Raw genomic sequence first — 26,384 nt, forward strand, 5'->3', positions numbered from 1 at the left:
GGTGGTGCGGGTGGCACGCTCGTGGTCGAGCCTCGATATCGACCTGGAGGCATTGGCATTACGCGCGCGGAGAATCGCCGTCTTCCAGAGCCGGCGCATCATCGCTTGCTGTCCTACGGGGGCGGTTCCGTCGTCAACACCAATGTGAGCATGAACTTTCTCGAACGTCGTTTTCGCTGTGACCCCTGGAGATGAAAGGCTTTTTTTCTGGTCAACCCGGCCCATGGCGCAGAGCTCTGCAGAGCGCGACCGTCACTCTTGGCGATCCGCGGTCCCCGAGGCGCGTTTGTGGGTGCGGATCTCGAACGTCTCGTATCGGAAGGTCGGTCCGCCTTCGTTGGGGAAAGGGAACGCATGAGAACCATCGTTCGTGGTCGCACGCTTTTCAGCGCGACCGTCGCTGCGGCCGTCGCCGCATCGGCGGCCGTCGCCTCGGCTCAGGAAACTCAGGACGGGACGCAAAGCGCCTTCGCCCTGGATCGTTTTCAGCCTGCCTTCGCGGGGGATCGGATGTTCGGCGTTTCTTCGCCCTTCGTCGCGGGGCACCTCACGCCGCACGCGATGCTCGTGGCCGACTACGCGCACAACCCGCTCGTGCTCCGCCGCGACGGCGAGAAGATCGGCGCGGTCGTGGGGGGACAGCTCTTTTTGCATCTGAACGCGAGCCTCGCGCTCTGGAACCGGCTCGGCATCAACCTCGACGTCCCGCTCGCCGTCTATCAGGGCGGCGACAACCCCGCCATCGGCACCGACAACTTCACCTCGCCGCAGTCGGCTCAGATTGGCGATGTCCGCCTCGGCCTGCGCCTGAGCGTCCTCGGCAAATACTGGGACCCGGTCCAGGTCGCCGTCGGCGGCTACGTCTGGCTCCCGACCGGGAGCTCGGACGCAGGCTCGTATGTGAGCGACGGCTCGGTGCGGGCGCTCCCGCAGCTCATCGCGGGCGGCCTCGTCAAGGACCGGATCGTCTGGAGCACGACGCTCGGCGTCGAGATTCGCGGCGCGAAGACCATTGCGAACGTGCAGCAGGGCTCGAGCTTCCAGTTCGGACTGGGCGCGGGCTACCTCCTCGGCGAGCAGAAGCACGTGCAGATTGGGCTCGAGAGCTCGATCGGCACGGTGCTCGACGACCCGAATTCGCGCAACACGAACGCCGAGCTCCTCGCGTCGGCGCGCTTCCGATTCTTGAACGATTTCGAGGCGGGCCTCGCCGCCGGCCCCGGCCTCACGTCGGGCCAGGGCACGCCGAGCTTCCGCGGCGTGCTCACGTTCGCGTACACGCCCGAGCAAAAGAAAAGCGACAAGGACCATGACGGCATCCCGGACGCCGAGGACGCGTGTCCCGATGTGTTCGGCGTGTCCGATCCTGATCCCAACAAGAACGGCTGTCCGCTCGACAAGGACAACGACGGCATTCCGGATGCGAAGGACGCGTGTGTCGACGTGCCCGGCGTGAAGAATGCAGATCCGAAGAAAAACGGCTGTCCGTCCGACAAGGACAACGACGGCATTCCCGACGCGAAGGACGCTTGCCCGGACGTGCCCGGCGTGGCCGATCCCGATCCGAAGAAGAATGGCTGTCCGCCCGACAAGGACAACGACGGCATTCCGGATGCGAAGGACGCATGTGTCGACGTACCCGGTGTGGCCGATCCCGATCCGAAGAAGAACGGCTGTCCGCCAGATAAGGACAACGACGGCATTCCGGATGCGAAGGACGCCTGTCCGGATGCGCCCGGCAAGGCCCATGCGGATCCGAAGCTCAACGGTTGCCCGGACACGGACGAGGACAAGATCCTGGATCCGGAAGACGCGTGCAAGGACGTGAAGGGCGTGAGGGACCCCGATCCGACGAAGAACGGCTGCCCGCCGAAGAACGTCATCATCAAGCCGACCGAGATCGTCATCACGGAGCAGATCCAGTTCGATCTGAACAAGGCCACGATCAAACCGGTAAGCAACGCAATCCTCGATTCGGTGGCCAGGGTCTTGAAGGACTACCCGGAGCTCGCGCTCGTGGAGGTTCAGGGGCACACGGACAGCACGGGCTCGGCCAAGCTCAACGAGAAGCTCTCGCAGGCGCGCGCCGATAGCGTCAAGGACGCGCTCGTCAAGCGCGGCATCGACGCGAGCAGACTCACGACGAAGGGGTACGGCCCGTCGGTGCCGATCGCCGAAAACAAGACGGCAGCGGGGCGCGAGAAGAACCGCCGCGTGCAGTTCGTGGTGCTCAACAATACGGTCAAGGCCGAGAAGAAGTAGGTGGAGGGAGCATGAAACGCGTATTGCTTGCGTTCTTGTTCGCCTTGGTGGGGCTGCTCGGGAGCAGAACTGCGGAGGCGGACCATTTCCGGTTCGGGACGATCTCGTGGAGGGTACCCAATCTACAAGCCTCGCCGCGCACGGTCGAGTTCACCGTTCGGACGGCATGGACCACAGGTTCGAGCTATGTCACGACATTGAATTTCGGCGATGGTGTCACCTTCACGCCCAACCCGGTGACGGAGATCAAGGAAAAGGGGAGCGGTACCTCGATCGCTGGCGGCAGTTACACCGTCGTCGAGTACAAGGCCTCCCACACCTACGCTTCGGCTGGGCCGTGGGTAGCCTACTTCGACTCCGGGAACCTCAAGCGCATTGCAGGGCTCGAAAACGGCAGCAACCAGCCGTACCGGGTCCAGGCCACGGTCGACCTGGCCGGCCCTCCCGCCAACGGGGTCCACAACACCGGCGGCCCTGTCGCGACCGTACCCCCCGTCGTACAACTGCAGCGGGGTGATCTTCGGTCCTACACGCTGCCAGTGACGGATCCGGATTTCGACAACGTGACGTGTCGATTCGGCACGTCGACCGAGTCGGGACTCTTGGCGGCGAATGCTGTGCCCGTGGTGACGAACACCGCATCGCAGCCGTCCCTGTCAATGACCAGCAACGGGTGCAGGTTCTCGTGGGATCTCACGCAAGCCAACGATGCCCAACAGTACGTCCTTCACATCGTCATGGAGTCGGAGCACAACAAGATAAAGAGCTCGACGGCCGTCGACTTCATCGTCGAGATTGTGTCATCGCCGCTGCCCACCTGCAGCATCATAACCCCCAGCAACGGCATGATTCCAACCAAGGTACTCAATCAAGCCGTCACGGTGACCGTGCAGGGCGTCGACAACGTCGGAGCGGGGGGCCAATTGCTGCACAGCGCACAAGGCGCCTCGGCTGGGGCGACCTTCAATCCGCCGTTGGGTGGAATGCCGGTCGCGAGCCCGCTCACGGTCACGTTCTCGTGGACGCCGAACTCGGCGAGCGACTACGGAACCCACTACGTGCTCATCAATTTCACGAATCAGATGGGCCTCGTGGGCACGTGCTTCTTGAAGATCTATGTGGCCGAGTGCTCGGACTACGGAACGCCCTGTGCGGCGAACGCTCCGGGCGTGTGCGGAACAAACGGCCAAAAGGTATGTACGGGCCCGAACATGTCGACATGCGCGCCCGGCCCCTCCTCGGAGGAGACGTGCGACGGCCTGGACAACGACTGCAACGGGACTGCGGACGATAACATCCCGACGGTCGGCAAGAATTGCACCAACAACATGCAGTACGGTGTTTGCAAGGCTGGAAAGTGGAAGTGTGAGAACTCGCTCCTCTCTTGCGATCCCGACATCAAGCCCATGACGCAAACGGAAGTTTGCAACGACCAGGACGACGACTGCGACAATGCCACGGACGAGGGCTTCGGTGTCGGCAATGAGTGCACCGAGGGCGTCGGCGCGTGCAAGACCATAGGCGTGCTCATTTGCGACCCGAGCGGCACCATGAAGCCGGCCATATGCAACGCGAAGCCAGGCGTGGGAACCGAGGATGAGCTGCTCTGCGACGGGGTAGACAACGACTGCAACGGCGAGACCGACGAGGGCTTCATGATCGGCGAGGTATGCACCGTCGGCGTTGGCGAGTGCCAGACCTCCGGCAAGCGCGTATGCGATTCCGACCCCACGAAACCGGCCATCTGTGATGGGACACCGGGCCCGGCAGGCACCGAGATCTGCGACGGCAAGGACAACAACTGCAACGGCGAGACCGACGAGGGCTTCATGATCGGCGAGGTATGCACCGTCGGCGTCGGCGAGTGCCAGACCTCCGGCAAGCGCGTATGCGATTCCGACCCCACGAAACCGGCCATCTGTGATGGGACACCGGGCCCGGCAGGCACCGAGATCTGCGACGGCAAGGACAACAACTGCAACGGCGAGACCGACGAGGGCTTCATGATCGGCGAGGTATGCACCGTCGGCGTCGGCGAGTGCCAGACCTCCGGCAAGCGCGTATGCGATTCCGACCCCACGAAACCGGCCATCTGTGACGCGATGGCGGGCGAGCAGGACGACGAGATCTGCGACGGGAAAGACAACGACTGCGACGGCGAGACCGACGAGGACTTCGATATCGGCAAGGTTTGCACCATCGGCGTCGGCGCCTGCGCGGCGGAGGGCAAGACCGTCTGCGATACGGCCACCGGCGAAGCCAAGTGCGACGCTACGCCCCTTCCGCCGGGTGAGGGCGAAACCTGCGGCGACGGCATCGACAACGATTGCAACGGCACCGTGGACGACGCCTCGATCTGCAACCAGCCGGGGACGTACTTCGGCGAGGGCTCGGGCCTCTGCAGCGTGCAGCAGCCCGGCAATGACAACGGCTCGGCGAGCCCCGCGTGGCTGCTTGGGCTGATGGCGCTCGCCCGCCTCGTCTCTCGCAACCGCAAGGCGGCCTGACAGCCGCCTTCGGTGGGCGGCTCGGGCCTCGGCTCGGGCCGCCCTTCGTTCCATAAGTCCTCGCCCATCCCCGTCGTGACACCGACGGCGTGCTCCTGCGACGCTGGTGCCCCGAGTGGTATCGAGAAGCTGCGCAATCCGCTCTCCCGTTACCAGAGCGTTACCACGGCGAGTTGACCGCCCGGGCCACCCCGCCCTCGCGGAACGCCACCCCGCCCTCGCGGAACGCCACCACGCCCTTGCGGAACGCCACCACGCCCTTGCGGAACGCCACCACGCCCTTGCGGGACGTCACCCGGCCCTTGCGGAACGCCACCACGCCCTCGCGGAACGCCACCCCGCCCGTGCGGAACGCCACCCCACCCTCGCGGAACGCCACCACGCCCTTGCGGAACGCCACCACGCCCGTGCGGAACGCCACCACGCCCGTGCGGAACGCCACCACGCCCGTGCGGAACGCCACCACGCCCTCGCGGAACGCCACCACGCCCTCGCGGAACGAGCCCCCGCCCTTGGGAAATGCCACTCCGTCCTTACGAAGCACGGCCTCGCCCTCCGCTCGTGCCGCCCATGCGCACCATCGTCCGCTCAGGCGTTGTGTGAGAGACCATCCACGCTCAGCAAAAATCGACCGGCCCCGTCGGTATGTTTGCCCGCGTGGTCGGCATATAGCCAGCGTGACCAGTTTCGCGCACGCCTCCACCGATCCCCCTTCCGCTTCCCGTCCGCGCCTCGCCGCGCTTGCGGCGCTCCGTCCCGTCATCTTCGCGTGGACGGGCCGCTGGGTGAGTTCCCCGGCCGATCGCGACGATATCACGCAGGACGTCTTGTGGGAGGCCGCGACATGCCGCACGGGCGCAGACGTCCCGGAGGACGAGCTGCGCCCGTGGTTGTTCGTCATCACGGCGCGGATGGCCTGCAAGTACCTACGTCGCGAGCGACGCCACACGTCAGGCGGGGACGTCTCTCCCGAGGAGATCGTGTCCCCCAACGTCTCGCCCGAGGTTGCGGCCGAGCGCGCCGAATTCCTTCGGTTCCTCCAGGACGCGCTCGCCAAGTTGACCCCGTGGCAACGCGCGGCTTTCATTGGGTACGACATCGAAGAAAAATCACACGAGACGATCGCTCGATCGCTCGGCATTCCGGTGACCTCGGCGCGGAATGCGGCATTCGAAGCGCGTATGCGGCTCTACGCCGCGCTGTGCGAGCGCGACCGCGACCGGCGCGGTGTCCTTCCGCTTCTGCTTCTTTTCCTTTCCGACCGTGGGTGGCGTGGATCGCCGGGCGGGGAATCGTCCAAGGGGACTCGGCTCCCGTGGTCGCCGGACAAGATTGTCGCGCCATTGGTCGGCCTTCTCGTCGGTACGGCCGTTGCGGCGTGGTTGCGCCCGTCGGCCGATGCGCCGCGCGTTCGCCACCTTCACCACGCGCCGTACGTGCTGGTCATCTTCTGCGATCCCCCACAAGAGCCCGTCGTCTCCCTCGAGCCCCCTGCGCCCGCCCCGGATCCGGCCCCGGATCCGGCTCCCGTCCGTCGTGCTCCTCGGGCCCCGATCACGTCGTTTACCTTAACCCCCGAGGCAGAGCGCAAGGTCGACGAGGTCCTTCGAGGAAGGACCCATGATCCCAAAAACGGGCGATAGTCGAGCCCTCCGGCATTCCTTGTGCCCGGGTTCGTCTTTCCCGAACCCCTTGCCTCACTTCCTCGGTTTGTCTACCCTCGTGCCATGCGGACAGGCTGTCTCTCGATCGTCGGGCTCCTCGGGCTTGCCGCGCCTGCACGAGCAGATGACACGCCCCCGCATGGCGAGCTGGATCCAGAGACGATACAGGCGGCTGCCGAGGAAGCGCGGTTCACGGAGTACGTGCAACGCGGCGACCGCGCACGGGCCTCGGGACAGATGGCCGACGCGGTGATCGCCTACTCCGAAGCATTGAAGGTCCGGCCGGATCCATGGATCGCGGGTCGGCTGGGCGTTCTGCTCGTGAAGGCAGGGAGGCCGGCCGAGGGTGCCGCTCTTCTGCATGATGCCGTAAACCGTGATTGGCGTGCCAGCCCTGCGGAGCGGGAGCAATTGCGAGGCCGGCGGGGGGGAGCCCATCGGGGAGGCGGTCGAGGACGAGGAGAACGCGGTGACGTTCTGTTGTCGAGAATCGTATTTTTTGATTTTTGACGCGTAGGCATCGAAGAGCCCCCATCGCCATGGCGCAGATCATCGCTACTTTGGGAATCGGCGTTGTCGTGTTTGCCTCCACGAACGTCGACGACATCTTGCTGCTTTCGGCCTTCTTCTCCGATCCGAGGTACACCCCGCGCCAGGTCATCGCCGGTCAGTTTCTCGGGATTGCGGCGTTGGTCGGAGCGAGTGTGCTATGCGCGCTGCTCGCGATCGCTATCCCGCCTGGTTGGATCGGGCTGCTTGGCATCGCTCCGCTCGTGCTCGGCGTGCGCGGTTTGTGGAGGCTTCGCGGGTCTGCAAAGAAGGACGAATCGGACGAGACGCGCCCCGTCAACCCCGGGTCGCGCGTGTTCGAAGTGGCGAGCATCACGATAGCGAACGGAGGAGACAACCTCGGCGTCTATATTCCGCTGTTTTCCAGAGAGCCGCGGCTCGTCCCTGCTTATGTCGTGGTGTTCGCCGTCATGACCGCTGTCTGGTGCGCGGCTGGGTACTACCTCGTCAACAATCCGATCCTCGGAACACAAATCGCGCGCTACGGCCGCATCGCCCTACCGTTCGTTCTCATCGGACTGGGCCTATGGATCTTGTCCAGTGCCCTTGTGCTCGTCGTGCCTTCCTGAGCGCTTCGCGCGGCGCGGGGGATTGGGATTCGTGGAGCTCACGGAAGCCGCACCGGATCCTGGTAGTTCTTGAGCGCGAACGGCAGCGTCAGCGCTCCGAAGTCCGGAATGCCGCCTGGGGGGGCGGTCTCCCCCTCGTCCGTCGGTTCGTCAGGCTTGGCGTTCTGCTCCAGCGCAATGTCCTGATTGCGAATCACATAGGCGCGCAGGCCGTGCTCGTACGCGGCTATCCCAAGAACCAGATCATCCTTGTGCGTGGCGAGCTCACCGGCCAGGACGTAGGCGCCGACCATCGCGACCGAGGTGGCCTGACCCGTACCCAGAGAGACGGCGTAGCCAGCATCGCCGACCAACACGACCCGCCCGCGTGACCAACTGTTCATGCGGACCTGACTCAACGAGTAGAAATGGAAGTCGGTCGCGTGCAGCATGTGTTCCACGATCTGCGGAATCACCCAGCCCGCGCCGGCGACGCGATCGGCCAGCAACCGTTTCTGCGCGTCGATGTCGCGGAAGTCGTAGTCGATCCCCTTCGAAGCGCTGAAGCCGAGATACGTCCTCGCGTTGACATCCTTTCGCAGGCCCATGACCAGCGCGCCGACGGAGTCAGGCTGCTGGTACATGACTTGCCAGCGCTCGAGACCGAGGAAGTTCGGCATGCCGAAGGTCGCGACGTACAGGTCACCGAAAGCGCGCAGGAACTGCTCGTCGGGGCCGAAGGCAATCCGCCGCACCCCCGAATACAATCCGTCGGCGCCAATCACGAGCTCGAAGCGGCGAGGCGCGGCCGTGACGAACGTGACGTCGACGCCCGATTCGTCCTGGGTCAGCGACGCGATGGAGTCGCCGAAGATGTACTCGACTTGGCTGCCCACGGCTTCGTGGAGAACGTCACAGAGGTCGTCCCGCAGGATCTCGACATCGGGGCTGTCGAGCCGGCCGCCCGTCAAGGTGCTCTCGGTGCTCCGAAAGATCTCCTGACCGGCCGAGTCGACCACAGCGATGCCCGTCAGCTTCGTGCTCCGATCGCGAATCGTGGGGAGGATGCCCATCCGCTCTGCGACCTCCAGGGCCGGACCGCGCACATCGAGCGCATGGCCACCCGGACGCAGATGCGGAGCGCGTTCGACCACCGTGACCGCGAAGCCGAAACGAGCGAGCCAATAGGCGATGGTGAGACCGGAGATGCTGGCGCCGGAGACCAGCACCCGCGTGTCGGTACACGTCGGAGTCGTGGAGTTCATGGGAGAGCAGGTTATGGTTCTCGTACCGAGTCGTCCAAGACATTGATCGCAATGCTATGATGCCTCTAGAGGAACGGTCTCGAGCCCATGGAACTCCGACACCTGCGCTACTTCGTGACGATCGCCGAGGAGCAGAACTTCCGCCGAGCCGCCACCAGACTCCACGTTTCACAGTCGCCGCTGAGCCGGCAGATGAAGGACCTCGAGGAAGAGATGGGCGTGGAGCTCTTCGCGCCCGAGGGGCGTGGCATCAAGCTCACGGCCGCAGGGAAGGTCTTCGCGGAGCGAGCCAGGAGCATCCTCGCGAGCGTCGACACGGCCGTCGACGAAGCCAAGGGAATCGCCGAAGGCAGGCTCGGCACCGTGGTCATCGGCTTTGAGACGGGAACGACCTTCATGGGTGCGTTCTTGTCCCTCGTCGCAGCGTTCCGAAAGCGAACGCCCCGTGTCGGCCTGCAGCTCGTCCCCATGAGCAGCGTCGAGCAGTGGGCGGCGCTCCGGCAGGGGACCATTGACTTCGGCTACGGTGCCTACGCGCCCAGGGACGGCGCCCTTGCCCACCTCGAAATGGCCCGTGACCGGCTCGGGCTGCTTCTCTCCCCGGAGCATCGACTCGCACGGCTCAAGAAGATCTGGCTTCGAGACCTCGAGAGCGAGCGCGTGCTGCTCCAGCCACGTCAGCTCTATCCAGGGCTCCACGCGGACATCATCACGGCGGCGCGCGCACAGGGCGTGGCGCTGCACGTGACGGCGGAGGTGCTCGACCTGGAGGCGCTCCTGGCGCTGGTGGTGATCGGCGACGCGGTCACCTTCCTCTCGGAGAAGTTCTGGGAACCGGCTTCGCAGACCTCGTTGCTGTGGCGACCCGTCGAAGACCTCCACATCCATCTGCGTGAGTTCGTCACCTGGCGCGCGGAGGACGTCGACGCGCCCGTGGTGCGAGCGTTGATCGAGAGCGCACGCGACGTGCGCCCGCTCCTGCAAGGCGCTGCCGGCCGCACGCGCTCCTCCAAGGCCACCCACCGAAAACGTCGCAGCAAGCGCTGAGCGTCTCAGCGGGCAACCGCGAAAACAACGTGTGCCCCCTCCGCGCGCGGGCGGCGGCTTTGCCCCTACGGAGGTCGACGCATGCCCGAGACTGCGAAGCCACGCGAGCCCGAGACAACTGCCCCGAGCACCGGGAGTGGGACGCCTCTGGCCGCGCCCTCGCGACAGGAGAAGGAGTGGTTCGAGGCGCGTCAAAACAGCGCCATCGCAAGGAATGACTGCCGCTCGCTGAGGGTCCCGCATCGGGTGCTCACGAGGCGCAGGCGTGGCTTGCGGCGGAGCGTGCTTTGATGGGAGTCTGCGCCAGTGGGGTCCTTTGATACAGATCCAGCGAGCGTATACTGCTGCTGCCAGGGAACGTTCGACGGCGCCCTCACCTTCGGAAAATCATACGAAGTGCTGCACTTTGACCGGGACAAGCGCCAGTACCGCGTTCGCGGCGATAATGGCAGAGTGCGGTGGTTCCCCTCCTACTGCTTCTCCGACCGGGAACCTCCGCGGCTCGTACGCTGGAGGTTCGATCACGTCCCCGGCCAGCAGGTGGATCCGACGTTGATCGAGGAGGTGGTTCTGGAATTCTCGGACGGCACCTTCCGGTCGCTCCACGTCGCCACGCCGGAGGCATTGCGGGCGGTGCTGGATTCAAACCCTCCCGGCCTGTTCCTCCCGCACCTCTTCGTGGTGCCAGGCCTGAGCCCGGAGCAGGTCGACCAAGGCCTCCGACACCTGGAGGTCCAGGGGAAGCTCCGGGACGCCTCGCGCCCCATCCCGGACAAGTCCTGACGACGGACCGCCCGGATGAGCGCCGTCCAGCCGTTCCGGCTCGCTGGGCCCCATCATTCACCCGACGAGCACTCTGCCGAACCCTTCGCCCGAGGCGGCGGAGAGGCATCACGGAACCAAACGCTGCACGAGACCGGGTCATGATCGTATGGAAGTCCCAACAATGACGACCTCCAGCCGTGGGGCTTCCCCCAAATGCGTTTCTTCAAACCGACCTCGCTTCCCCTCCATCGTGCGATGCGTGGCATTCCTGTTGGCGTTCGTGTCGAGCGGGGCGCGGGCCTCGGCGCAGCCTGTCGTGCGCCCCGCATCGACGCAGGCCTCCCCGGCGCAGGCGCAGTCCGACGCGCGGATGCTGTCCGCAAGCCCCGACGCCCCTGTCGTGTCGCTGGGCTGGCGGAGCACACTGCGCGGCGCAGTGGGGGTGCGCATGCCCATCGTGGGTGCGCTCGCGGGCACGGGGTTCTTGTTGCAGCTGCCGGCGCTCATCGAGCTGCACAACACGTCGCCGACGCAGGCCGTCCCGTGGGAGTACTGGCGCGGCCGGCTTGCCATCGAAGCGATCTACCGTCGTGAGGTAGCGCTGGGCGCACGCCGGGCAGCGTTCGCGGGCGCGTTCGCGGTGGAGCACGAGAGCGACCACTCGTCCAAAGGGCACCCGGGCTTCGTGAACCTGAATAGCCTCTCGCTGCGCGGCGACTCCACCGTCGCGCTCGGGATCCACGCGCTGACGGTGGCGCTGGTCACTCGGTTGCACGTGCTCACGTGCACCACGAACGCCGTGACGTGCGGCAACTACGGCGGAAAGGGCGGCTCGGTCACGTTCGAGACCGCGATGGACGTGGTATTCGACGGCACGTTCGTCAAAGGGTATCCCTACCGCTTCTTCGTCGCGCTGCACGGCGCGTGGCTGGTGAGCAACGAGCTCGCGGCGACCGAGCGGCGCCTCGTGCTCGATACGGGCGTCGCGCTGCGGCCGGCCACGCAGGGGCTCTATCAGCTCTATTTCACCGCGCTGGCCGGCAACGAAGTGGGGTACTACCGCATGACTCCCGCGGTCGTGCAGGCAGGCTTCGGCGTGCGCTGGGGGTTCTGACAGCGTCGTCGTCCGTTTGGGCGCGTTCAAGCCCCGGGCGGCGCGCCGGCTCTGAAGCGTCACGGCGACAGGACCGGCAGGACGATCGCCGAGGGCGCCTCGCGCGAGCGCGCGATCGTCTGGGTGGCGGCCACGTAATCGGACTCCTTCGCCGCAAAGATGCTGTCCACGTAGCGCTGCGGATTGCGATCGATGACCGGGAACCAGGTGCTCTGCACCTGCACCATGATCCGGTGCCCTTTGCGGAACGTGTGGGCGCGGGTCTCGAGGTCGATGGCATAACGCAGCACCTTGCCGGGCGGGATGGGCGCGGGCTTGGCGAAGCTGTCGCGGAAGCGCCCGCGCAGGACCCTGCTCGCGACCATGAGCTGATAGCCGCGCATGTCGGCGGCCGGCTCGGCGTTTTTTTCACCGTCCGCCTGCGCCTCGGGCGGGGGCTTCGGATCGCCCTCCGGGTAGACGTCGATGAGCTTCACGATCCAGTCGCTGTCCGTGCCCGACGTCGACGCGAAGAGCTCGGCGACGATATCGCCGGCCACCGTGAGATCCGCGTCGAGCGGGCCCGTCGAGAAGCTCAGCACATCGGGCCGGTGATCGACGAAGCGCTGGTCCTGCACCATCCACGTCTGCCACTGGCTGCCCGTCAAGAGCGGCTGGATCGGGCGAGAGACAAAGGGCACCGGGTTCTGCGGATCGGAGACGTAGCTGTCGACGGCGCCCCGGCCCGTCTCCGTGGGCGGCTCGAACGACAAGGCCCGGCCCGCGCGCAGGTAGAGCTTTTTCTTGGTGACGCCGGCCTCGGGCGGCCAGCGATCGAAGGTGCGCCAGCGGTTCGTGCCGGTCTCGAAGATCGTCGCCTCGGGCTGGTCCTCGGTGGGTTTGTCGTGGAGCCAGTGGGCGAGCCAGGGGACCACGATTTTGTCCCGGTAATGCACGCCGGTGTCGCTGCCGAAATCCACGGGTCCGAGCTTGCGCCCGGGGCTGCCCCATCCGCCGTGGTTCCAGGGGCCCACGACGAGGTGGTTCTTGCGCGCGGCGTCGCTCTTCTCCAGCGTCGCGTAGATGCCGAAGGGCCCGTAAAAATCCTCCTGATCCCACCAGCCCGCGACGTTGAGGATGGGGATCGTCGCCTTGCGCAGGTGCGACACGATCGCGCGCCGCTCGAGGAACGCGTCCAGGTTCGGGTGCGCGACGAAATCGTTCCAGGTCGGCATCTTGCCGTGGAAATGGCGCGCGTCGGCGTTGGCGAGCGGCCCGAGGTCGAGGAAAAAATCGTAGAGATCGGAGCGGCCGTACGAGAAGACCGTGTTCGCCTCCTTGCTCGTCTCCATCCTGGCGACGTACTCGAAGCCGTAGGCCAGCCGGAATGCGCCGTTGTGGCGGAAGTCGTCGCCGGTGAACTCGTCGGCGGGAGAGGCCTCCTCGACGATCACGCGCAATGCGGGGTGCGGCTCGAGCAGGGCCATGGTGGCCGTCCAGGCGCCGTACGAGGTGCCCATCATCCCCACGCGGCCATTGTTGCCGGGCACGTTCTTCACGAACCATTCGATGGAGTCGTGCGCGTCGGTGGCGTCGTCCACGCCGCGCGGGTCGGCCGGGTCGTGCGGCGGCGGGCTGATGACGAACGTCCCCTCGGAGCCGAAGCGCCCGCGGCAGTTCTGGGCCGCGATGATGTAGCCGTCCGCGCGGAGCGCGTCTACCCCGGGGTTTTCCAGGACAGAGGCGTCCTCGGGGATGCCATAAGGCGAGCGCAGGAAGAGCACGGGCAATGGCTTCTTCGCGTCGACGGGCGAGAAGATCACCGTCTCGAGCTTCACCCCGTCACGCATGGGGACCATCGCCTTCGTCATCGTGAAAGCGGGGGGCCTGGGCGCAGGCTCGGGCGCGGGTTTGTCGGCCCGGGCGGGCGTGGGGGAGTTTTCCGCGGGCTTCGCGCTGGAGGTCGGATTGGCGCTCGCGCACGCGAGCGCGAGGAGCGGGGCGAGGAGGGGGGCCGCTTGGCGCACGGGCGGAGCGTAGCATGTCACAGGCATCCACCGCGCCCTCGTCGCGGATCGGCTGGGCGCTTGACCGGCGCGTGGCCGATCTGGATCAGCCGGGGGTGGTTCAACGGCCTGCCGAACCCTTCGCCTTTCTACCCCTCGCGATCCTCCTCCCCGCCTCCTCCAAATCCTGGATGAGCGCCGTCCAGCGCGTGTATCCTCGCGGGATGAGCGCAGTCGCGCAACGGGTCTGATATCGAAGGCAACCCAGGCGATACTGGCCGCTCGAAGGAGGTGTCGATTGCAGAACGAACGCGTGGGCAAGGTGCAGACGGTTCTGGGGTTGATCGAGCCGGAGCAGATGGGGACGACCCTGATGCACGAGCACTTGCTCATCGACATGCGCTGCCGTTACTTGCCGCCCGAGGGCGATCCCTCGCTCGGCGAGCTGCCTTATGCAATCGAGCGGCGCATGGATATCCTCTCGGATCCCGGGGGCAACCGCGACAACGTCATGCTGCTCGACGAGCAGGAGGCCATCGCGGAGATCCTCGAGTTCAAAAAGGCCGGCGGAGGAACGGTCGTCGACACAACCACCCTCGGGATCGGCCGCGATCCGCGGGCGCTCGCGCGCATCGCCGAGACCACTGGGCTGCATGTCACGATGGGCGCAGGTTACTACGCCGCGGTCTCCCACCCGGCCGACATGGATGTGTTGAGCGAGGGCGAAATCTACGAGCAGATCGTGCGCGAGGTGAACGAGGGGGTCGACGGCACGGGCATCAAGTGTGGTCACATCGGCGAAATCGGGGTCGACGCGATGACCCCCAACGAAATGAAGGTCGTGCGCGCCGCCGCCCGCGCCCAGCGCGCCACGGGCGCCATGCTGAACATCCACCAGATCTACATGGTCCTCAAGCGCCAGGGGCACGCCATCGCGGACGCCATCGAGGCCGCGGGAGGCGATCTGAGCCGCACGGTCTTCAGTCACATGGACGGGAGCGAGGAGGATCTCGAATATCAGACCAGCCTGATCCGGCGCGGCGTCACCATTGAATACGACGTGTTCGGCATGGAGTCCTACTGGACGCGCATCGACATGCAAATGCCGCAGGACGACACGCGGATCCGGGCGGTCAAGCACCTCTTCGACGCGGGCCACGGCGACCACGTGCTGGTCGCCCAGGACATCTGCATGAAGATGATGCTAGAGGGCCGCGGCGGCTGGGGCTATGGTCACATCCTCAAGCGGGTCGTGCCGCGCTTCCGCAAGGTGGGCTTGACCGACGCCGAGCTGCGCAAGCTGCTCATCGACAACCCCCGCCGCTTGCTGCCCTTCACGAAACCAATCTAGGGCGGATTGTTTGCCCTGCTCACTGTCCCGCTTTCCATTCCCCTGCGGGCACACCCTCTTTGCACGCCTTGGCCGCTGCATCCGCCGCCATGGGGAGCGGGCCGTCGTTGTAGTAGATCTTCGTTCCCTCCGGGGTCGCACAGGATCCGACGCGCTTGTCTGCCGGACACGCCGCCATCTTGAATTCGCCGGTGCACATGTTCTTGAGGAAGTCCTCGCCTGCCGCCGAGATGTTCGCATCGCCGAACTGCCGGCAAATGCTTTCGGCCTTGATGACGTTGCAGGAGGCGACCTTGGCGCTTGCGGGCTCTGCTTTCTTTTCGGCCTTCTGCTCGGCCTTGCCTTCCGGCTTGGCCTCTCCGGGCTTGGCGCCCTCCGCCGCGGGCTTGTTATCGCAACCCGCGCCAAACAGTCCGAAAAACACAATGGCGACAAGGGCAAGGGGCGTTCGCGTGCTGATCATGAGGTAATGCCTTTCTTTTTCCTGTGTTCGGGGCGTGCGAATACTCCCGATGTTTGGCGTGGTCAAGGAGAATGATTGCATGGCGGTGATCCTCGGCCAAATCGAGGACGATGCGACGAACCCCTCGATGTTGGAGCGATGTCCGAACAGAGGATGCGTGCCGGAGGAGCAAGCTGAGCTCGGTGGGGCGCGGCAGCTCGCGACGATTTCGACGGCGGGATTCGTGGTGGGCGGCATCCCGGCCGAGTGCCGCAAGCCACCGATTTGTGCGACTCTCGGCGCATGCGTACCCTTCTCCTCGCCCTGCTCCTGCTCGGCTGCCAGACGGCGGCCCCTGGTGCTCCCCCTCAGGCGGACCCCCCTCCTGCTCGGGCCCTTCCTCCTCCCGCGGTGAGCACGGCAGGCGAGGCCGACGCCTGCACCTCGGACGCGGACTGTGCCGTCTTCGGTCTCCCGAGCTGCATCGACCACGGTTGTGGCCCGCCCTGCGGCCAGGTCGCGCGCCGTACTCCGGTGGCGCTCCATCACGCCCGGGCCAAGGCCTTCCTCGCTGAGAAGGAGGCGGCCGAGAGGGCGCGTTGTTCGGTCATCTGCCTCAGCTGCATCGGTCCCCCACCCGTGCAGGTCGATCTCGCGGCCCATGGAGCCCGCTGCGACGCAGGCCGCTGCGCTGTCGTCCGGCGCTCTGGCAGGTAGGCCGGGCGGGTGCGCACGCATCACCGACCGGCGTCTGCCTCCGAAACCCCGAAAGACGGAGTTTCAAGGCTATGCCCAAGGTAGAGGTCCCCTCGCTCCCTCCCCCGTCGCCCAAAGCTGTGGCCTCACTGTCCACTTCCGCTCCCGCCTAGCGATAGCGGCTGCGGATCTTCCTTCCGCGCTCAACCTGCTGGGTCGTCGCTTCCGTCGGATCTCCAGTACCGCTCGGGGTGCTCCAGGATCCCTCGCGTAATCTGGTAATGCTTCGTATCTTGCAAGGCGATCTCGGGCAATGCGGGGTCGTCGAAGTCGTGGATGACAGCCCCCGGAAAGGTGAGCAGGATGGGCGCGTGTGTGGCGATGATGAACTGCGCCCGGCCGCGCTCCACGCGATCCCGCAAGAGATAAAGGAGCGTGAGCTGCCGCTGGGGAGACAGCGCCGCTTCTGGCTCATCGATGAGGAAGAGCCCGTCGTGGATGCGATGCTGGAAGACGTCGAGGAACGCCTCGCCATGCGACCGGAGGTGGAGCGACTTGCCGCCGTAATGCATGTAGGGATCTCCCATGAAATCCGGATCGCGCTGGCGCTCTTCGAGGAGCGTCGCGAAGTTCACGAGCGTCTCGGCGCGGAAGAAAAAGCCGTCTCGGGGCCGATGACGAAAGCGCGGACGCAGCACGCGGGCGAGCTCGGAGCCTTGCTCGTGCGAGGTGTACAAAGTGTCGACGCTCCCTCCGCCGGCCACGTGGAGGCCACAAAGGTCCGCGATGGCTTCGAGCAGCGTCGACTTCCCGGAGCCGTTCTCGCCCACGAAGAAGGTCACCGGCTGATCGAGCCCCACGTCGAGCCCCCGAACGAAGGGAAGGTTGAACGGGAAGCGGGCCTCGCCGGGGATGCGCTCGGCGACGGCGTACACGCCCTGAAGGTACATCTTGCCCGCGAACGGCGCCTTTGCGGCTCTCTTTGACGTCATGGTCGTTGCCCGATCACGCGATGTTGTCGGGCTCGGGATCCGGAAAAGGGAGCGCCCCGTCTGCCCGGTACTCCGGCACGGCAGGGTACTCGTCGCTCGCCCCGCATCCCATCGGCATCATGCATGCGGCCATGCACGTAGCGAGAAACGCCACCCCTGCAAGCCGCCGCCCCCTCCCGCCTGCTCTGCGCATGAGCTCATCTCCTCGCTTGGAGGGAGGATACCTGGCGCACGAGCTCAATCCCTCATGGATCGCAGGGCGGAAGCGAGAACGTCGGGTGGGCCGTGATTCACGTGGAACGGGCGGGCCGCACGGGGAGGATGGCCCGCTCTGCTGGTTCAGGACGCGCGGCGGTAGATGAGGCGGCCGAGGGTGGCGATGACGTGGTCGATCCGGTCGAACGCCGGCGCATCGACGCTTTCGAGATTCTGGAGCCTTGACCGCGGCGGACGACATACGGCGCATGGCAGCCGAGGCGGGGGGCGGCAGCGGCAGCGGCGCTCTACGGCAGGCAGGTGTTGAGCAGGATGCTCGCCGACGAGCCGCCGGAGTTCGTCACAGCGAGGTCGGGCCTTCCGTCGCCGTTCAGGTCCGCCGCGGCGACCGAAAAGGGCCTCGCGCCCGTCGGATAGGCGAGCTTCGGCGCGAAGGTGCCATCGCCGTTGTTGACGTGCACGTTCACCGTGTTGGACCCGTAGCCCGTGGTGGCGAGGTCGAGCTTGCCGTCGTTGTTCATGTCCGCCGCCGTGATCCACTTGGGTTGGTCGCCCGTGGCGTAATCGACCTTCGGGGCGAACGTGCCGTCACCGTCATTGAAGAGCACGCTCACGGTGCTCGGGGACAAGCCGTCCTCCTCGTTTGCCGCCATGAGGTCGGGCATTCCATCGCCGTTCACGTCCGCCGCGGTCACCGAAGCGGGGAACCGGCCCGTGGGGTAGTCGACCTTCGGGGCGAAGCCCCCGCTGCCATCGTTGAGGAGCACGCCCACAGCGCCGGTGAACATGGCATTCATGAAGGCGAGGTCGGGCTTGCCATCACCGTTCAGGTCCGCCGCCACGATCGATCGGGGTCGAATGCCCGTGGGGTGGTCGACCTTCGGGCCGAAGGTGCCGTCGCCGTCATTGAGCAGCACGCTCACCGTGAGCGAGATGTCGTTCGCCACGACGAGATCGGTCTTTCCGTCACCGTTCACGTCCGCCGCGACGACGCCCAGGGGACTTTGACCCGTGGGGTAGTCTACCGCGTCTGCGAAGGTGCCGTCGCCGTTGTTGAAGTGCACGCTCACCAAGTCGTCGTCGCTGTTCGTGACGGCGAGGTCGGGTCGGCCATCGCCATTCAGGTCCGCCAGGACGGCCGAAAAGGGATAGTATATCGGACCGTAATCGACCTTCGTGGCGAAGGTGCCGTCGCCGTTGTTGACGAACACGCTCACGGAGCCCGGTAACATGTCGCCCGCGTTCACCACGGCCAGGTCGGGCCTCCCGTCGCCGTTCACGTCCGCCGACACGACGGTGAGGGGCTGCGGTCCCGTGGGATGGTCGACCTTCGCTTCGAAGCTGCCGCCACCTCGGTTGAACAGCACGGTCAGCCCCCTCGTCGCGCGCAGGAGGGCGAGGTCGGGCTGGCTGTCGCCGTTCACGTCCGCCGCCACGATCGGACCGCCGCCGCCCCCGGAGGAGATGTCGACCTTCGGCGCGAAGGTACCGCTGCCGTTGTTGAGCAGCACGCTCACCGTGTCCGAACTGGAGCTGGTCACGGCGAGGTCGGGCTTTCCGTCACCATTCACGTCTGCCGCCGCGACCGCCAAGGGGTCCTCGCCGGTGGCGAAATCGACCTTCGCCGCGAAGGTGCCGTCGCCGTTGTTGACGAACACGCTCACCGTGTCGCTGTCGTAGTTCGCCACGGCGAGGTCGGGCTTTCCGTCGCCGTTCACGTCCGTCGCCGCAATGGACCGAGGCCTCTGGCCCGCGGGATGGTCGACCTTCGCCGCAAAGGAGCCGTTGCCCAGATTAAGCAGCACGCTCACGGTGTGGCTGGAGTAGTTCGCCACGGCGAGGTCGGGCTTTCCGTCGCCGTTCACGTCCGCCGCGACCACCGAATAGGGGGCGTTGCCCGTGGGGAAATCGACCTTCGGAGCGAAGGTGCCGTCGCCGTTGTTGACGAACACGCTCACGGTGTGGCTGGAGTAGTTCGCCACGGCGAGGTCGGGTTTGCCGTCACCGTTCACGTCTGCCGCCGCGACCGACCAGGGGGCCGACCCCGCGGGGTATTCGACCTGCGCTGCGAAGGTGCCGTCGCCGTTGTTGAGCAGCACGTGCATGGTGTTGCCGACCACGGCCAGATCGGGCATGCCGTCGCCGTTCAAGTCCGCCGCCGTGATTCCCTTGGAATTGGGCACCGTCGGGAAATCGACCTTCGGAGCGAAGCCCCCGCTGCCGTCGCCGAGGAGCACGCTCACGGTGCTGCCGCTGCCGTTGACATTCGTGATGGCGAGATCGGTGTTTCCGTCGCCATTCAGGTCCGCCGTCACGATCGAGGAGGAGCTCGTCCCGAGCGCCACCTCCAGGATGGGCTGCGTGGGCAATCCCAGCGTCCCGGTGCATGGGGAGGGTGCGACGCACGCTCCCGCGACGCAGCTCGCGCCGTCGATGCAGACGAGCGGGTCGCCGTCCGTGCAGGCGCCGGCCTCGCAGGTGCGCGGCTGGCAGACGTCGTCGAAGCCGGGGCAATCCGTCGGCGCGAGGCACTCGACGCAGGCGCCCATGCCGTCGCACCACGTCCCTCCGACCGAACACGCGCTGCCGACCGGCGTGGGGAGGTGGGCGGGGACCTCGTTTTCGCACACGTCGTTGGTACATGGATTCCCGTCATCCACCGGCATACAAGGAGAGCCGCCACTTCCGCCGTCGCCGCCACTTCCGCTGCCGCTGCCGCCGTCGCCGCCGCTGCCGCTGCCGCCACCGGAGTCGCATCCGATAGGAATGGCGAGCAGGCCGAGAATGAACGCTAGATAGGTGAAATGCGTCTTCATTTTCCTCTCAGGAAGGACTCGGGTAACGGATACGGGAGCGCCCCACGCTCGCGTCCTTTTCCTATACACGTGATCCCGTCGACGTGGAAGTGAGCCAGGGCCTTGCACCGGGCCCCGCTGCGCCGAGCGCAGCGTACGCCGGCTCGCTGCAGCAGGGCCTGTCCCGCACCGGCGCTCACTCTGCAGGCTGCTTCAGGCGCGCGATGCGGTGAACTCGATGGGCCGGTTATCGGCATGCGTACCGAGCACGCCGAGATTGCGCCCGGTGACCTTCCAGCGCGACACGACCCGCTTGCCATCCGCGCTGCTGAACATGTCGAGGCTCGTCAGGCGCATGTCGCCGTTCTTGCTGCTGAAGGACTTTGCCCAGGCCTTGAAGGCATCACGTCCCACGACATCGGTGCCGTCGTTGTCGATGCCGCTCAGGTCCTGGGGCGGATTGTAAACCCATAACTCGGTCAGGAACTCCTCTCCGATGCTCCTCGGAGGGACGACGAGAGCTTGCGATTGACATGAGGTCACGAGGAGCGGAAGGGCGAAGAGAACGAGAGCGCATCGGGGGTTCATGTCGCTGTGTCCCCTGGAGGCACACGCGCACCCATGGCGAGCGCGGCGGCACTCGGGAACGCCAAACGCGGGCGACCCCTTCCGCGCCAGCGACGTTTGCTCGCTCGCGCCCCTCGGTCTCGGCTGCGAGGAGCCCAAGCCCGGCACGCCCGGCACGTTCGATAACGTCTGCAGCGCCGAGTTCGACCCCACCATGGGAAAAGGCCTGAACGTTACCAATCGCGTTCAATTCAGGGCAGAACGACCTTTACAGGCATAGGCCGGTCTGTCGTCGTTCCATCGCCGAGCTCTCCATCCTGATTACGTCCCCACGCCCATATCGTGCCGTCGTTGGTGAGTGCAAGCGTATGGTAGGAGCCCGCGGCCACGTCCACGACATCACCGATCCCCCCCATCGTCTTTGGTGCAAGTGAATCCGCCACCGTTCCGTCGCCCAGTTGCCCGTGACTATTGAACCCCCAAGTGGCGACCGAACCGTCAGCACGACATGCAGCAGAATGAGCCGCACCAGCAGCGATTGCCGTGGCACTGCCACTGCTAAAATCCAGCACCGGCACTGCGGTTGTTCGGTCCGCGGTTGTGCCATCTCCCAGTCGCCCGTTGCCATTCCAGCCCCACGCGCGGAGAGTTCCATCGTTAAGAAGAGCAAGAACGAAATCCTGTCCCGCTGCTACGGCTTTGGCGCCTTGCACGTCATCGGCCTGGACAGGACTCAAACGGTTGATTTTCGTGCCATCACCAAGCTGCCCCTTGTCGTTTCTTCCCCATGACCAGACGGTTCCATCTGCTCGGACAACCACAGAATACTCGCCACCAGCACCGACGAGCTTGGCATTATTGAGACCTGGAATCAGCCCAGGCAGCAATCGTTCCACGGTGGTTCCATCACCGAGCTGGCCGACAGCGTTCTGACCCCAGGACCAGACAGTTCCACTATTGCCAACAGCAAGACTGTGGTCCCCTCCGGCTGCAATACTCTCAATTGCGCTCAAGCTCACGATTTTAAACGGCAACGCTTCGCTTACCATTGTGCCGTTGCCGAGTTGACCACCATTATTATTACCCCATGCTCGAACCGATCCATCTGCAAGCAATGCGAGCGAATAGCCCGCCCCTGCAGCAATGGACGTGGCTCCGGCAAGATCCACAACAGCGGTAGGGGCGCTCTTGGAGGCAAGCGTTCCGTCTCCGAGCTGGCCAAAACTATTACGTCCCCATGCCCAGACGGTGCCATCCTTACGCAGCGCTAATGAATGGAACGTTCCGGCAGCAATGGCCACAAACTTACAAACTGCACCGACTTCGTCGACGTTGCCGTCGCAATCCTCATCCTCGGCCTGCGTTCCAGGTTGAGTGCAGGACTCCTCCCTCGGCTTGACGTCACCAGTGCAAGGCTCGTACCCCGAACCGTCCGGCTTGCAAACCATCTTTCCTGCTTTACAGATCCCAATATCCACGGTTCCCGATGGCCCCGAATAGCAATCCACGGCCATATTGGGCGTACAAGGTCCGCCTTGACCGCCTTGGCCGCCTTGGCCGCCTTGGCCGCCTTGGCCGCCTTGGCCGCCTTGACCGCTGCTGACCTCTGATTCTGAGGGGCCGCACGCGGCCACGAGAAATACAAAAATGGCGACATATGCACTTGCACTGAAATTCATTACCGATTTCATCCTGGTTGTCCTTTCACGCGACTGGCGTTGCGGAAGATATTATGACTGGGGGAGGACATATTATCGTAGAGCAAGCCGCCCGTCGAGAGCGGCTGACGTCGAGCGCCGCTCGATGCACGAGGCAGACGAGCACGAGCGCGGCGCTCCCTGCTCGCCAGGGTCGGTGGCGCTGCGCATGCCCCATGTCGAGCCCGCGGATTTACGCGGTCAAGCGCGGTCACGATCGCCTACGACAACGACGATCTCTATCCCGCCTCGCCCGCCCCCGGCGCCGCCTCGGTCCACACCTTCCATTGGACGAGGGACGTCAACGGCGCGATCGTCGGCTGGAGGTTCACCGACAACCTCGGCTACATCGACCACGGCTGGGACTGGCAGACTGGATATTATTGGTGATCCGATGACGCATCACCCGCCGCACGACCCCCCGACTCCCGCACGCCTGCGCATGGGTCTCATCGCCGGCCGTCGGCGACACGGCCAAGTCCTCAGCCGGGCCGCCGGGATCCTCGCTCGTCTCAAGCGCTCATTCGCCGCCCCACATCCTCTGGAGCGCCTTCCCGTACGCGGCCGCGGAAGCGCCATCAAAGTCGGCGCTCAGCAGCAACACGATATTGTCTCGCTGCGAAGCGCTGCCTACACCCTTGCTACCACGGAGTTCCGTGTGCGCCTCCGACGCCGTCGCCGCATCGTCGAACTGGCGGATGCACGCCCATCCCGCAGCGCTGGCAGTGTCACCGTCGAAGCGGCGCACGTTGCGAGAATGCGCGCCTCCCACGGGGCAGTCGCCTGGGCCAGGCGCCCGCGCGCCGCGCGCCGCGCGTCGGCAGGCCGTAGGCGCGAAGCTCGCCAACGACCTCGTCCGCGGTCCATGCCGACTTGGCACAGGAGGAAACCAAGAGGAGCGCGATGAGCAGGCCTGTGCGAACCATCCGTACGGCCGATCGTAGCAGATCCCAGCTCCGCAGTACACAAGCAGGTTCCGCTTGCCCACCCGCAACCACATCGTGTTCGCGTAGTGCCGCAAGCAATACACCGACCACCCCCCACCCTCCACCGCTCCCTCTCGAACGCCTGCACAATCCCGTACCGACCCCCCGCCCTCCCCCGCTCATTCAGCGCCACAAACTCCTCCCGCCCCGCACCCCCACCCCCTCGATCCCCGCCAGCACCCTCCCCAACTCCGGCGCCACCGGCACCTCCCGCTGCCCCGTCTTCGGCGTGTGCGTCTCCCCGTGCGACCGCCCCTCCCGCACGCTCACGAACCCGCCCACGACCTCCCCATCCCGCCGCAACCGCACATCCCGCCACCGTAGCACCCGCAGGCCGCAACCCCGCGTACGCCATCAACGCGAAGCTCACCCGATGCCGCTCGCTCGCGGCCGCGAGGATCCGCTCGACCTCCTCGTCCGATGGAATCTCTAGAATGCTCTGCCCACCGCCTTGAGCCGCGACATCCCCTCGGGCATCGCGCGCAGGAACTTCCGTGCCACCGCGAATCGCAGCACCGACCGGATCACACGGTAAGCCGGTGGAGAATGCGCTTGACAAATCGGTCCGGTCCGCCGAAGAGGCTGGAGATGGCCATCGACTTCATGGTAATGCCCCTCAGCCGCTACATCGCTGGTGACTTTATCTCGCCCGCGATGCGGACCGCGTGGGATGCGGGCTTGCCTTACTCGCTGCTCGGCCCTCACGGCATGCTGCAGATACCGAAGGACACACCCTTCGGCGGTCCGGACGCACCTGCCCGGCGCGAGGCCATTTTGGAAATGCTGCTCGGCGACCTGCGCGCCCTCCCCGCAATCGGAGACGCCTCGTGGGACGAGCGCTCCGCTGCGGAGCCCGCTTTTCACCGCGTCGACCCGGGGTCGTACGAGGCCCTGCTGGAGGAGGCGGCGCGACCTCGGAAACGCGGCCCCTTCGGCCTCTTCGGCACCGCGCCCTCGGCGGTGGTGCACCTTGGCATGACGCTCCTGGTTCCGTGCGACCTCGCCACGCCGATTGAGATGAGCTCGCCCTTCGAGCGGCGCGTGGGTTCGACCCCGCGGGCGCTTCAGGAGCTGTCGAGCAGGCCGTGGTCGGCAAGGGCGGCGAGCGCTGTCGAGACGCTCCGCGCAGCGCTCCAGGACGCGGCGCGCCTGGGCCTACCCCTGATCGTGGACCAATGAAGAAGACGACGCCCAAGACTGTACCCGATCCGCGGCGCCAAAGTTTGTCAGCGTGCACCTGACAAACCGTTTACGCGCGCCAAGCGCTTCCCCCTCGCCAACCTCCTCCCCGCCTCCCCAAGGTCCTCCTTCAGATGATGCACATACCGCTGCGTCGTCGCGAGGTGCTTATGCCCCGCCATCCTCTGCACGACATGCACCGGCACGCCCACCCGCAACCACATCGTGATCGCGTAGTGCCGCAAACAATACACCGACCACCCCCCGACCCCGACCTTCCACCGCACCCTCTCAAACGCCTGCACGATCCCGCACTGCCCCCCCGCCCTCCCCCGCTCATTCAGCGCCACATGCTCCTCCCGCCCCGCCCCCCCGGCCCCCTCGATCCTCGCCAGCAACCTCCCCAGCTCCGGCGCCACCGGCACCTCCCGCTGCCCTGTCTTCGGCGTGTGCGTTTCCCCGTGCGACCGCCCCTCCCGCACACTCACGAACCCGCCCACGACCTCCCCATCCCGCCGCAGCCGCACATCCCGCCACCGTAGCGCCCGCACCTCGTTCGGCCTTAGCCCCGCATACGCCATCAACGTGAAGCTCACCCGATGCCGCTCGCTCGCGGCCGCGAGGATCCGCTCGACCTCCTCGTCCGATGGAATCTCCAGAATGCTCTGCCCCATCGCCTTGAGCCGCGGCATCCCCTCGGGCATCGCGCGCAGGTACTTCCGCGCCACCGCGAATCGCAGCACCGACCGGATCACCACCTGCACATTGTTCCGCGTCGCCCGCGCGAGCCCCCGCTCCGACAGCTCCAGGTCGCTGGCGAAGCATAGGTGATTCCCTCTGCGTCCCACGCAGGCTGGCATGCCGTGAGCGAAGGCGCGCGGGGGCGGGGCGGATGTTGTGGGGGACGGGAACTACAGCGCGGCGACGAGTGCCTTCGTCTTCTTTCCGACGTCGAGCGGCGCTTCCGAGTTCAATTGAACGAACACGCGCGGGCCTGCATTCCCGTACCGGTGCGCACCCACGAGCACCGCCGCATCGTCGTACGCCTTGACGGTCGCCGTGTACGCCTCGTCCGTGTCGAATCCGAGGACCGCTGCGCCTTTACCGGGCACGCTCGGCAACTCGCAATCCCAGCGCTCGCTGGCTCTCGCCGAGAGGCCGCCCGGGACGACCTCTTTGCAATTTGCAAGAATGCCCTCGGCGGTGAGTTTGTCGGCCGCCTCCTTCGCTGTGACCTTCTTCAAGGGCGCAGCCGCTGCGGGAGACGGAGCAGGCGTGGCGGGGGCTGCCGAGGTGGTTGTCGGCGTCGGCGCGGCGTCCGGCTTCGAACAGGCAGCTAGCGAGAGGGCGAGAATTGCGGACGTTATCAGTCTCATGATGGCCAGCATACTCGTTCGACTGGGTGCACGTCCACCTTTCCGGCTTACGTCCGCCTCACCGCCCCGCGGGCGGTCGCCCCGCGGGTGGGCTCGTGCTCCGCGGGAAGACGCTCCATGGGCCTCAAGTTAGCTTGAGCGTAGCAGGCGAGGCGCTTCTCCCCCTCAACCTCCTCCCCGCCTCCTCCAAATCCTCCTTCAGAGGATGCACCTACCGCGGCGTCGTCGCCCAATTCTTATGCCCCGCCATCCTCCGCACGACACGCACCGGCCCCCCGTGCGAGAGCACGCGAACCTCGAAGCCGTTCTTGAAGCGGGCCAGGATGCCCTCCGGCAGGCTTTGCCCTTTCGGCAGCGGGC

The 26,384-nt window shown here is 66.0% G+C and carries 19 protein-coding genes; 9 read left to right on the forward strand and 10 right to left on the reverse strand.

All coding sequences use genetic code 11. From position 1 onward, the window contains the following. Positions 1-354 precede the first annotated feature (354 nt). Positions 355-2,262, forward strand: a complete 1,908-nt coding sequence (locus POL67_RS45345) for an OmpA family protein (RefSeq protein ID WP_271927648.1) — start codon at positions 355-357, stop codon at positions 2,260-2,262. 11 nt (positions 2,263-2,273) lie between these two features. Continuing rightward, the gene (locus POL67_RS45350; RefSeq protein WP_271927650.1) at positions 2,274-4,769 is read left to right on the forward strand and encodes a MopE-related protein; all 2,496 of its coding nucleotides are present in this window, start codon (positions 2,274-2,276) and stop codon (positions 4,767-4,769) included. A 160-nt stretch (positions 4,770-4,929) separates the two neighbouring features. Here the strand turns inward: POL67_RS45350 and POL67_RS45355 are convergent, their stop codons facing one another. Continuing rightward, positions 4,930-5,313 carry a hypothetical protein gene (locus POL67_RS45355; protein WP_271927652.1) on the reverse strand — a complete coding sequence of 128 codons (384 nt, stop codon included), beginning with the start codon at positions 5,311-5,313 and terminating at the stop codon, positions 4,930-4,932. Positions 5,314-5,446: 133 nt separating this feature from the next. On the opposite strand from POL67_RS45355, the gene POL67_RS45360 reads away from it, so the two are divergent. Together POL67_RS45360 and POL67_RS45365 are read left to right on the forward strand one after the other, a co-directional pair. Continuing rightward, positions 5,447-6,412, forward strand: a complete 966-nt coding sequence (locus POL67_RS45360) for an RNA polymerase sigma factor (protein ID WP_271927653.1) — start codon at positions 5,447-5,449, stop codon at positions 6,410-6,412. A 560-nt stretch (positions 6,413-6,972) separates the two neighbouring features. Next, on the forward strand, positions 6,973-7,572 hold the full coding sequence (locus POL67_RS45365) for a cadmium resistance transporter (RefSeq protein ID WP_271927654.1): 600 nt from the start codon (positions 6,973-6,975) through the stop codon (positions 7,570-7,572). A gap of 38 nt (positions 7,573-7,610) precedes the next feature. On the opposite strand, the gene POL67_RS45370 is transcribed toward POL67_RS45365, so the two are convergent. Beyond that, positions 7,611-8,816, reverse strand: coding sequence for an FAD-dependent monooxygenase (locus tag POL67_RS45370; RefSeq protein WP_271927655.1), 1,206 nt, complete (start codon positions 8,814-8,816; stop codon positions 7,611-7,613). Between the two features lie 87 nt (positions 8,817-8,903). Here POL67_RS45370 and POL67_RS45375 point away from each other — a divergent pair, with 87 nt between their 5' ends. From POL67_RS45375 to POL67_RS45385, 3 genes are all read left to right on the forward strand, one after another. Continuing rightward, entirely contained in the window at positions 8,904-9,863 is a 960-nt protein-coding gene (locus tag POL67_RS45375; RefSeq protein WP_271927656.1) for a LysR family transcriptional regulator, read from the forward strand. A gap of 396 nt (positions 9,864-10,259) precedes the next feature. Then, a complete protein-coding gene (locus tag POL67_RS45380) occupies positions 10,260-10,646 on the forward strand; it encodes a hypothetical protein (protein WP_271927657.1) in 387 nt (128 codons plus the stop codon). A 241-nt stretch (positions 10,647-10,887) separates the two neighbouring features. Then, positions 10,888-11,742, forward strand: coding sequence for a hypothetical protein (locus POL67_RS45385; RefSeq protein ID WP_271927658.1), 855 nt, complete (start codon positions 10,888-10,890; stop codon positions 11,740-11,742). Between the two features lie 59 nt (positions 11,743-11,801). Here POL67_RS45385 and POL67_RS45390 read toward each other — a convergent pair whose 3' ends face one another. Further along, positions 11,802-13,748, reverse strand: a complete 1,947-nt coding sequence (locus POL67_RS45390) for a CocE/NonD family hydrolase (RefSeq protein ID WP_271927659.1) — start codon at positions 13,746-13,748, stop codon at positions 11,802-11,804. Between the two features lie 277 nt (positions 13,749-14,025). Here POL67_RS45390 and POL67_RS45395 point away from each other — a divergent pair, with 277 nt between their 5' ends. Then, complete coding sequence (locus POL67_RS45395) at positions 14,026-15,078, forward strand: phosphotriesterase family protein (RefSeq protein ID WP_271927660.1); 1,053 nt, start codon at positions 14,026-14,028, stop codon at positions 15,076-15,078. Positions 15,079-15,097: 19 nt separating this feature from the next. Here POL67_RS45395 and POL67_RS45400 read toward each other — a convergent pair whose 3' ends face one another. The 5 genes from POL67_RS45400 to POL67_RS45420 all read right to left on the reverse strand — a co-directional run bounded on the left by POL67_RS45400 (position 15,098) and on the right by POL67_RS45420 (position 22,477). Continuing rightward, a complete protein-coding gene (locus POL67_RS45400; protein WP_271927661.1) occupies positions 15,098-15,622 on the reverse strand; it encodes a hypothetical protein in 525 nt (174 codons plus the stop codon). 797 nt (positions 15,623-16,419) lie between these two features. Beyond that, the gene (locus POL67_RS45405; RefSeq protein ID WP_271927663.1) at positions 16,420-17,208 is read right to left on the reverse strand and encodes an AAA family ATPase; all 789 of its coding nucleotides are present in this window, start codon (positions 17,206-17,208) and stop codon (positions 16,420-16,422) included. 503 nt (positions 17,209-17,711) lie between these two features. Beyond that, the gene (locus tag POL67_RS45410; protein WP_271927665.1) at positions 17,712-20,240 is read right to left on the reverse strand and encodes an FG-GAP repeat domain-containing protein; all 2,529 of its coding nucleotides are present in this window, start codon (positions 20,238-20,240) and stop codon (positions 17,712-17,714) included. A 192-nt stretch (positions 20,241-20,432) separates the two neighbouring features. Beyond that, the gene (locus tag POL67_RS45415; RefSeq protein ID WP_271927667.1) at positions 20,433-20,807 is read right to left on the reverse strand and encodes a nuclear transport factor 2 family protein; all 375 of its coding nucleotides are present in this window, start codon (positions 20,805-20,807) and stop codon (positions 20,433-20,435) included. Between the two features lie 230 nt (positions 20,808-21,037). Further along, positions 21,038-22,477, reverse strand: coding sequence for an RCC1 domain-containing protein (locus POL67_RS45420; RefSeq protein WP_271927669.1), 1,440 nt, complete (start codon positions 22,475-22,477; stop codon positions 21,038-21,040). Positions 22,478-24,021: 1,544 nt separating this feature from the next. Here POL67_RS45420 and POL67_RS45425 point away from each other — a divergent pair. Then, positions 24,022-24,648 (forward strand): hypothetical protein, encoded by a 627-nt coding sequence (locus POL67_RS45425; protein WP_271927671.1) that lies wholly within the window; start codon positions 24,022-24,024, stop codon positions 24,646-24,648. Positions 24,649-24,695: 47 nt separating this feature from the next. Here POL67_RS45425 and POL67_RS45430 read toward each other — a convergent pair whose 3' ends face one another. Both POL67_RS45430 and POL67_RS45435 read right to left on the reverse strand, forming a co-directional pair. Next, complete coding sequence (locus tag POL67_RS45430) at positions 24,696-25,406, reverse strand: tyrosine-type recombinase/integrase (protein WP_271927673.1); 711 nt, start codon at positions 25,404-25,406, stop codon at positions 24,696-24,698. A gap of 153 nt (positions 25,407-25,559) precedes the next feature. Beyond that, positions 25,560-25,892 (reverse strand): hypothetical protein, encoded by a 333-nt coding sequence (locus POL67_RS45435; RefSeq protein ID WP_271927674.1) that lies wholly within the window; start codon positions 25,890-25,892, stop codon positions 25,560-25,562. Positions 25,893-26,384: the final 492 nt, after the last annotated feature.

Source organism: Polyangium mundeleinium, assembly GCF_028369105.1.
GTDB lineage: Bacteria > Myxococcota_A > Polyangia > Polyangiales > Polyangiaceae > Polyangium > Polyangium mundeleinium.

Coding starts and splice junctions, on each gene's coding strand:
- POL67_RS45415 (WP_271927667.1), bottom strand. CDS start 20,807: ATGAACCCCCGATGCGCTCTCGTTCTCTTCGCCCTTCCGCTCCTCGTG.
- POL67_RS45410 (WP_271927665.1), bottom strand. CDS start 20,240: ATGAAGACGCATTTCACCTATCTAGCGTTCATTCTCGGCCTGCTCGCC.
- POL67_RS45400 (WP_271927661.1), bottom strand. CDS start 15,622: ATGCAATCATTCTCCTTGACCACGCCAAACATCGGGAGTATTCGCACG.
- POL67_RS45370 (WP_271927655.1), bottom strand. CDS start 8,816: ATGAACTCCACGACTCCGACGTGTACCGACACGCGGGTGCTGGTCTCC.
- POL67_RS45350 (WP_271927650.1), top strand. CDS start 2,274: ATGAAACGCGTATTGCTTGCGTTCTTGTTCGCCTTGGTGGGGCTGCTC.
- POL67_RS45375 (WP_271927656.1), top strand. CDS start 8,904: ATGGAACTCCGACACCTGCGCTACTTCGTGACGATCGCCGAGGAGCAG.
- POL67_RS45345 (WP_271927648.1), top strand. CDS start 355: ATGAGAACCATCGTTCGTGGTCGCACGCTTTTCAGCGCGACCGTCGCT.
- POL67_RS45365 (WP_271927654.1), top strand. CDS start 6,973: ATGGCGCAGATCATCGCTACTTTGGGAATCGGCGTTGTCGTGTTTGCC.
- POL67_RS45405 (WP_271927663.1), bottom strand. CDS start 17,208: ATGACGTCAAAGAGAGCCGCAAAGGCGCCGTTCGCGGGCAAGATGTAC.
- POL67_RS45420 (WP_271927669.1), bottom strand. CDS start 22,477: ATGAAATCGGTAATGAATTTCAGTGCAAGTGCATATGTCGCCATTTTT.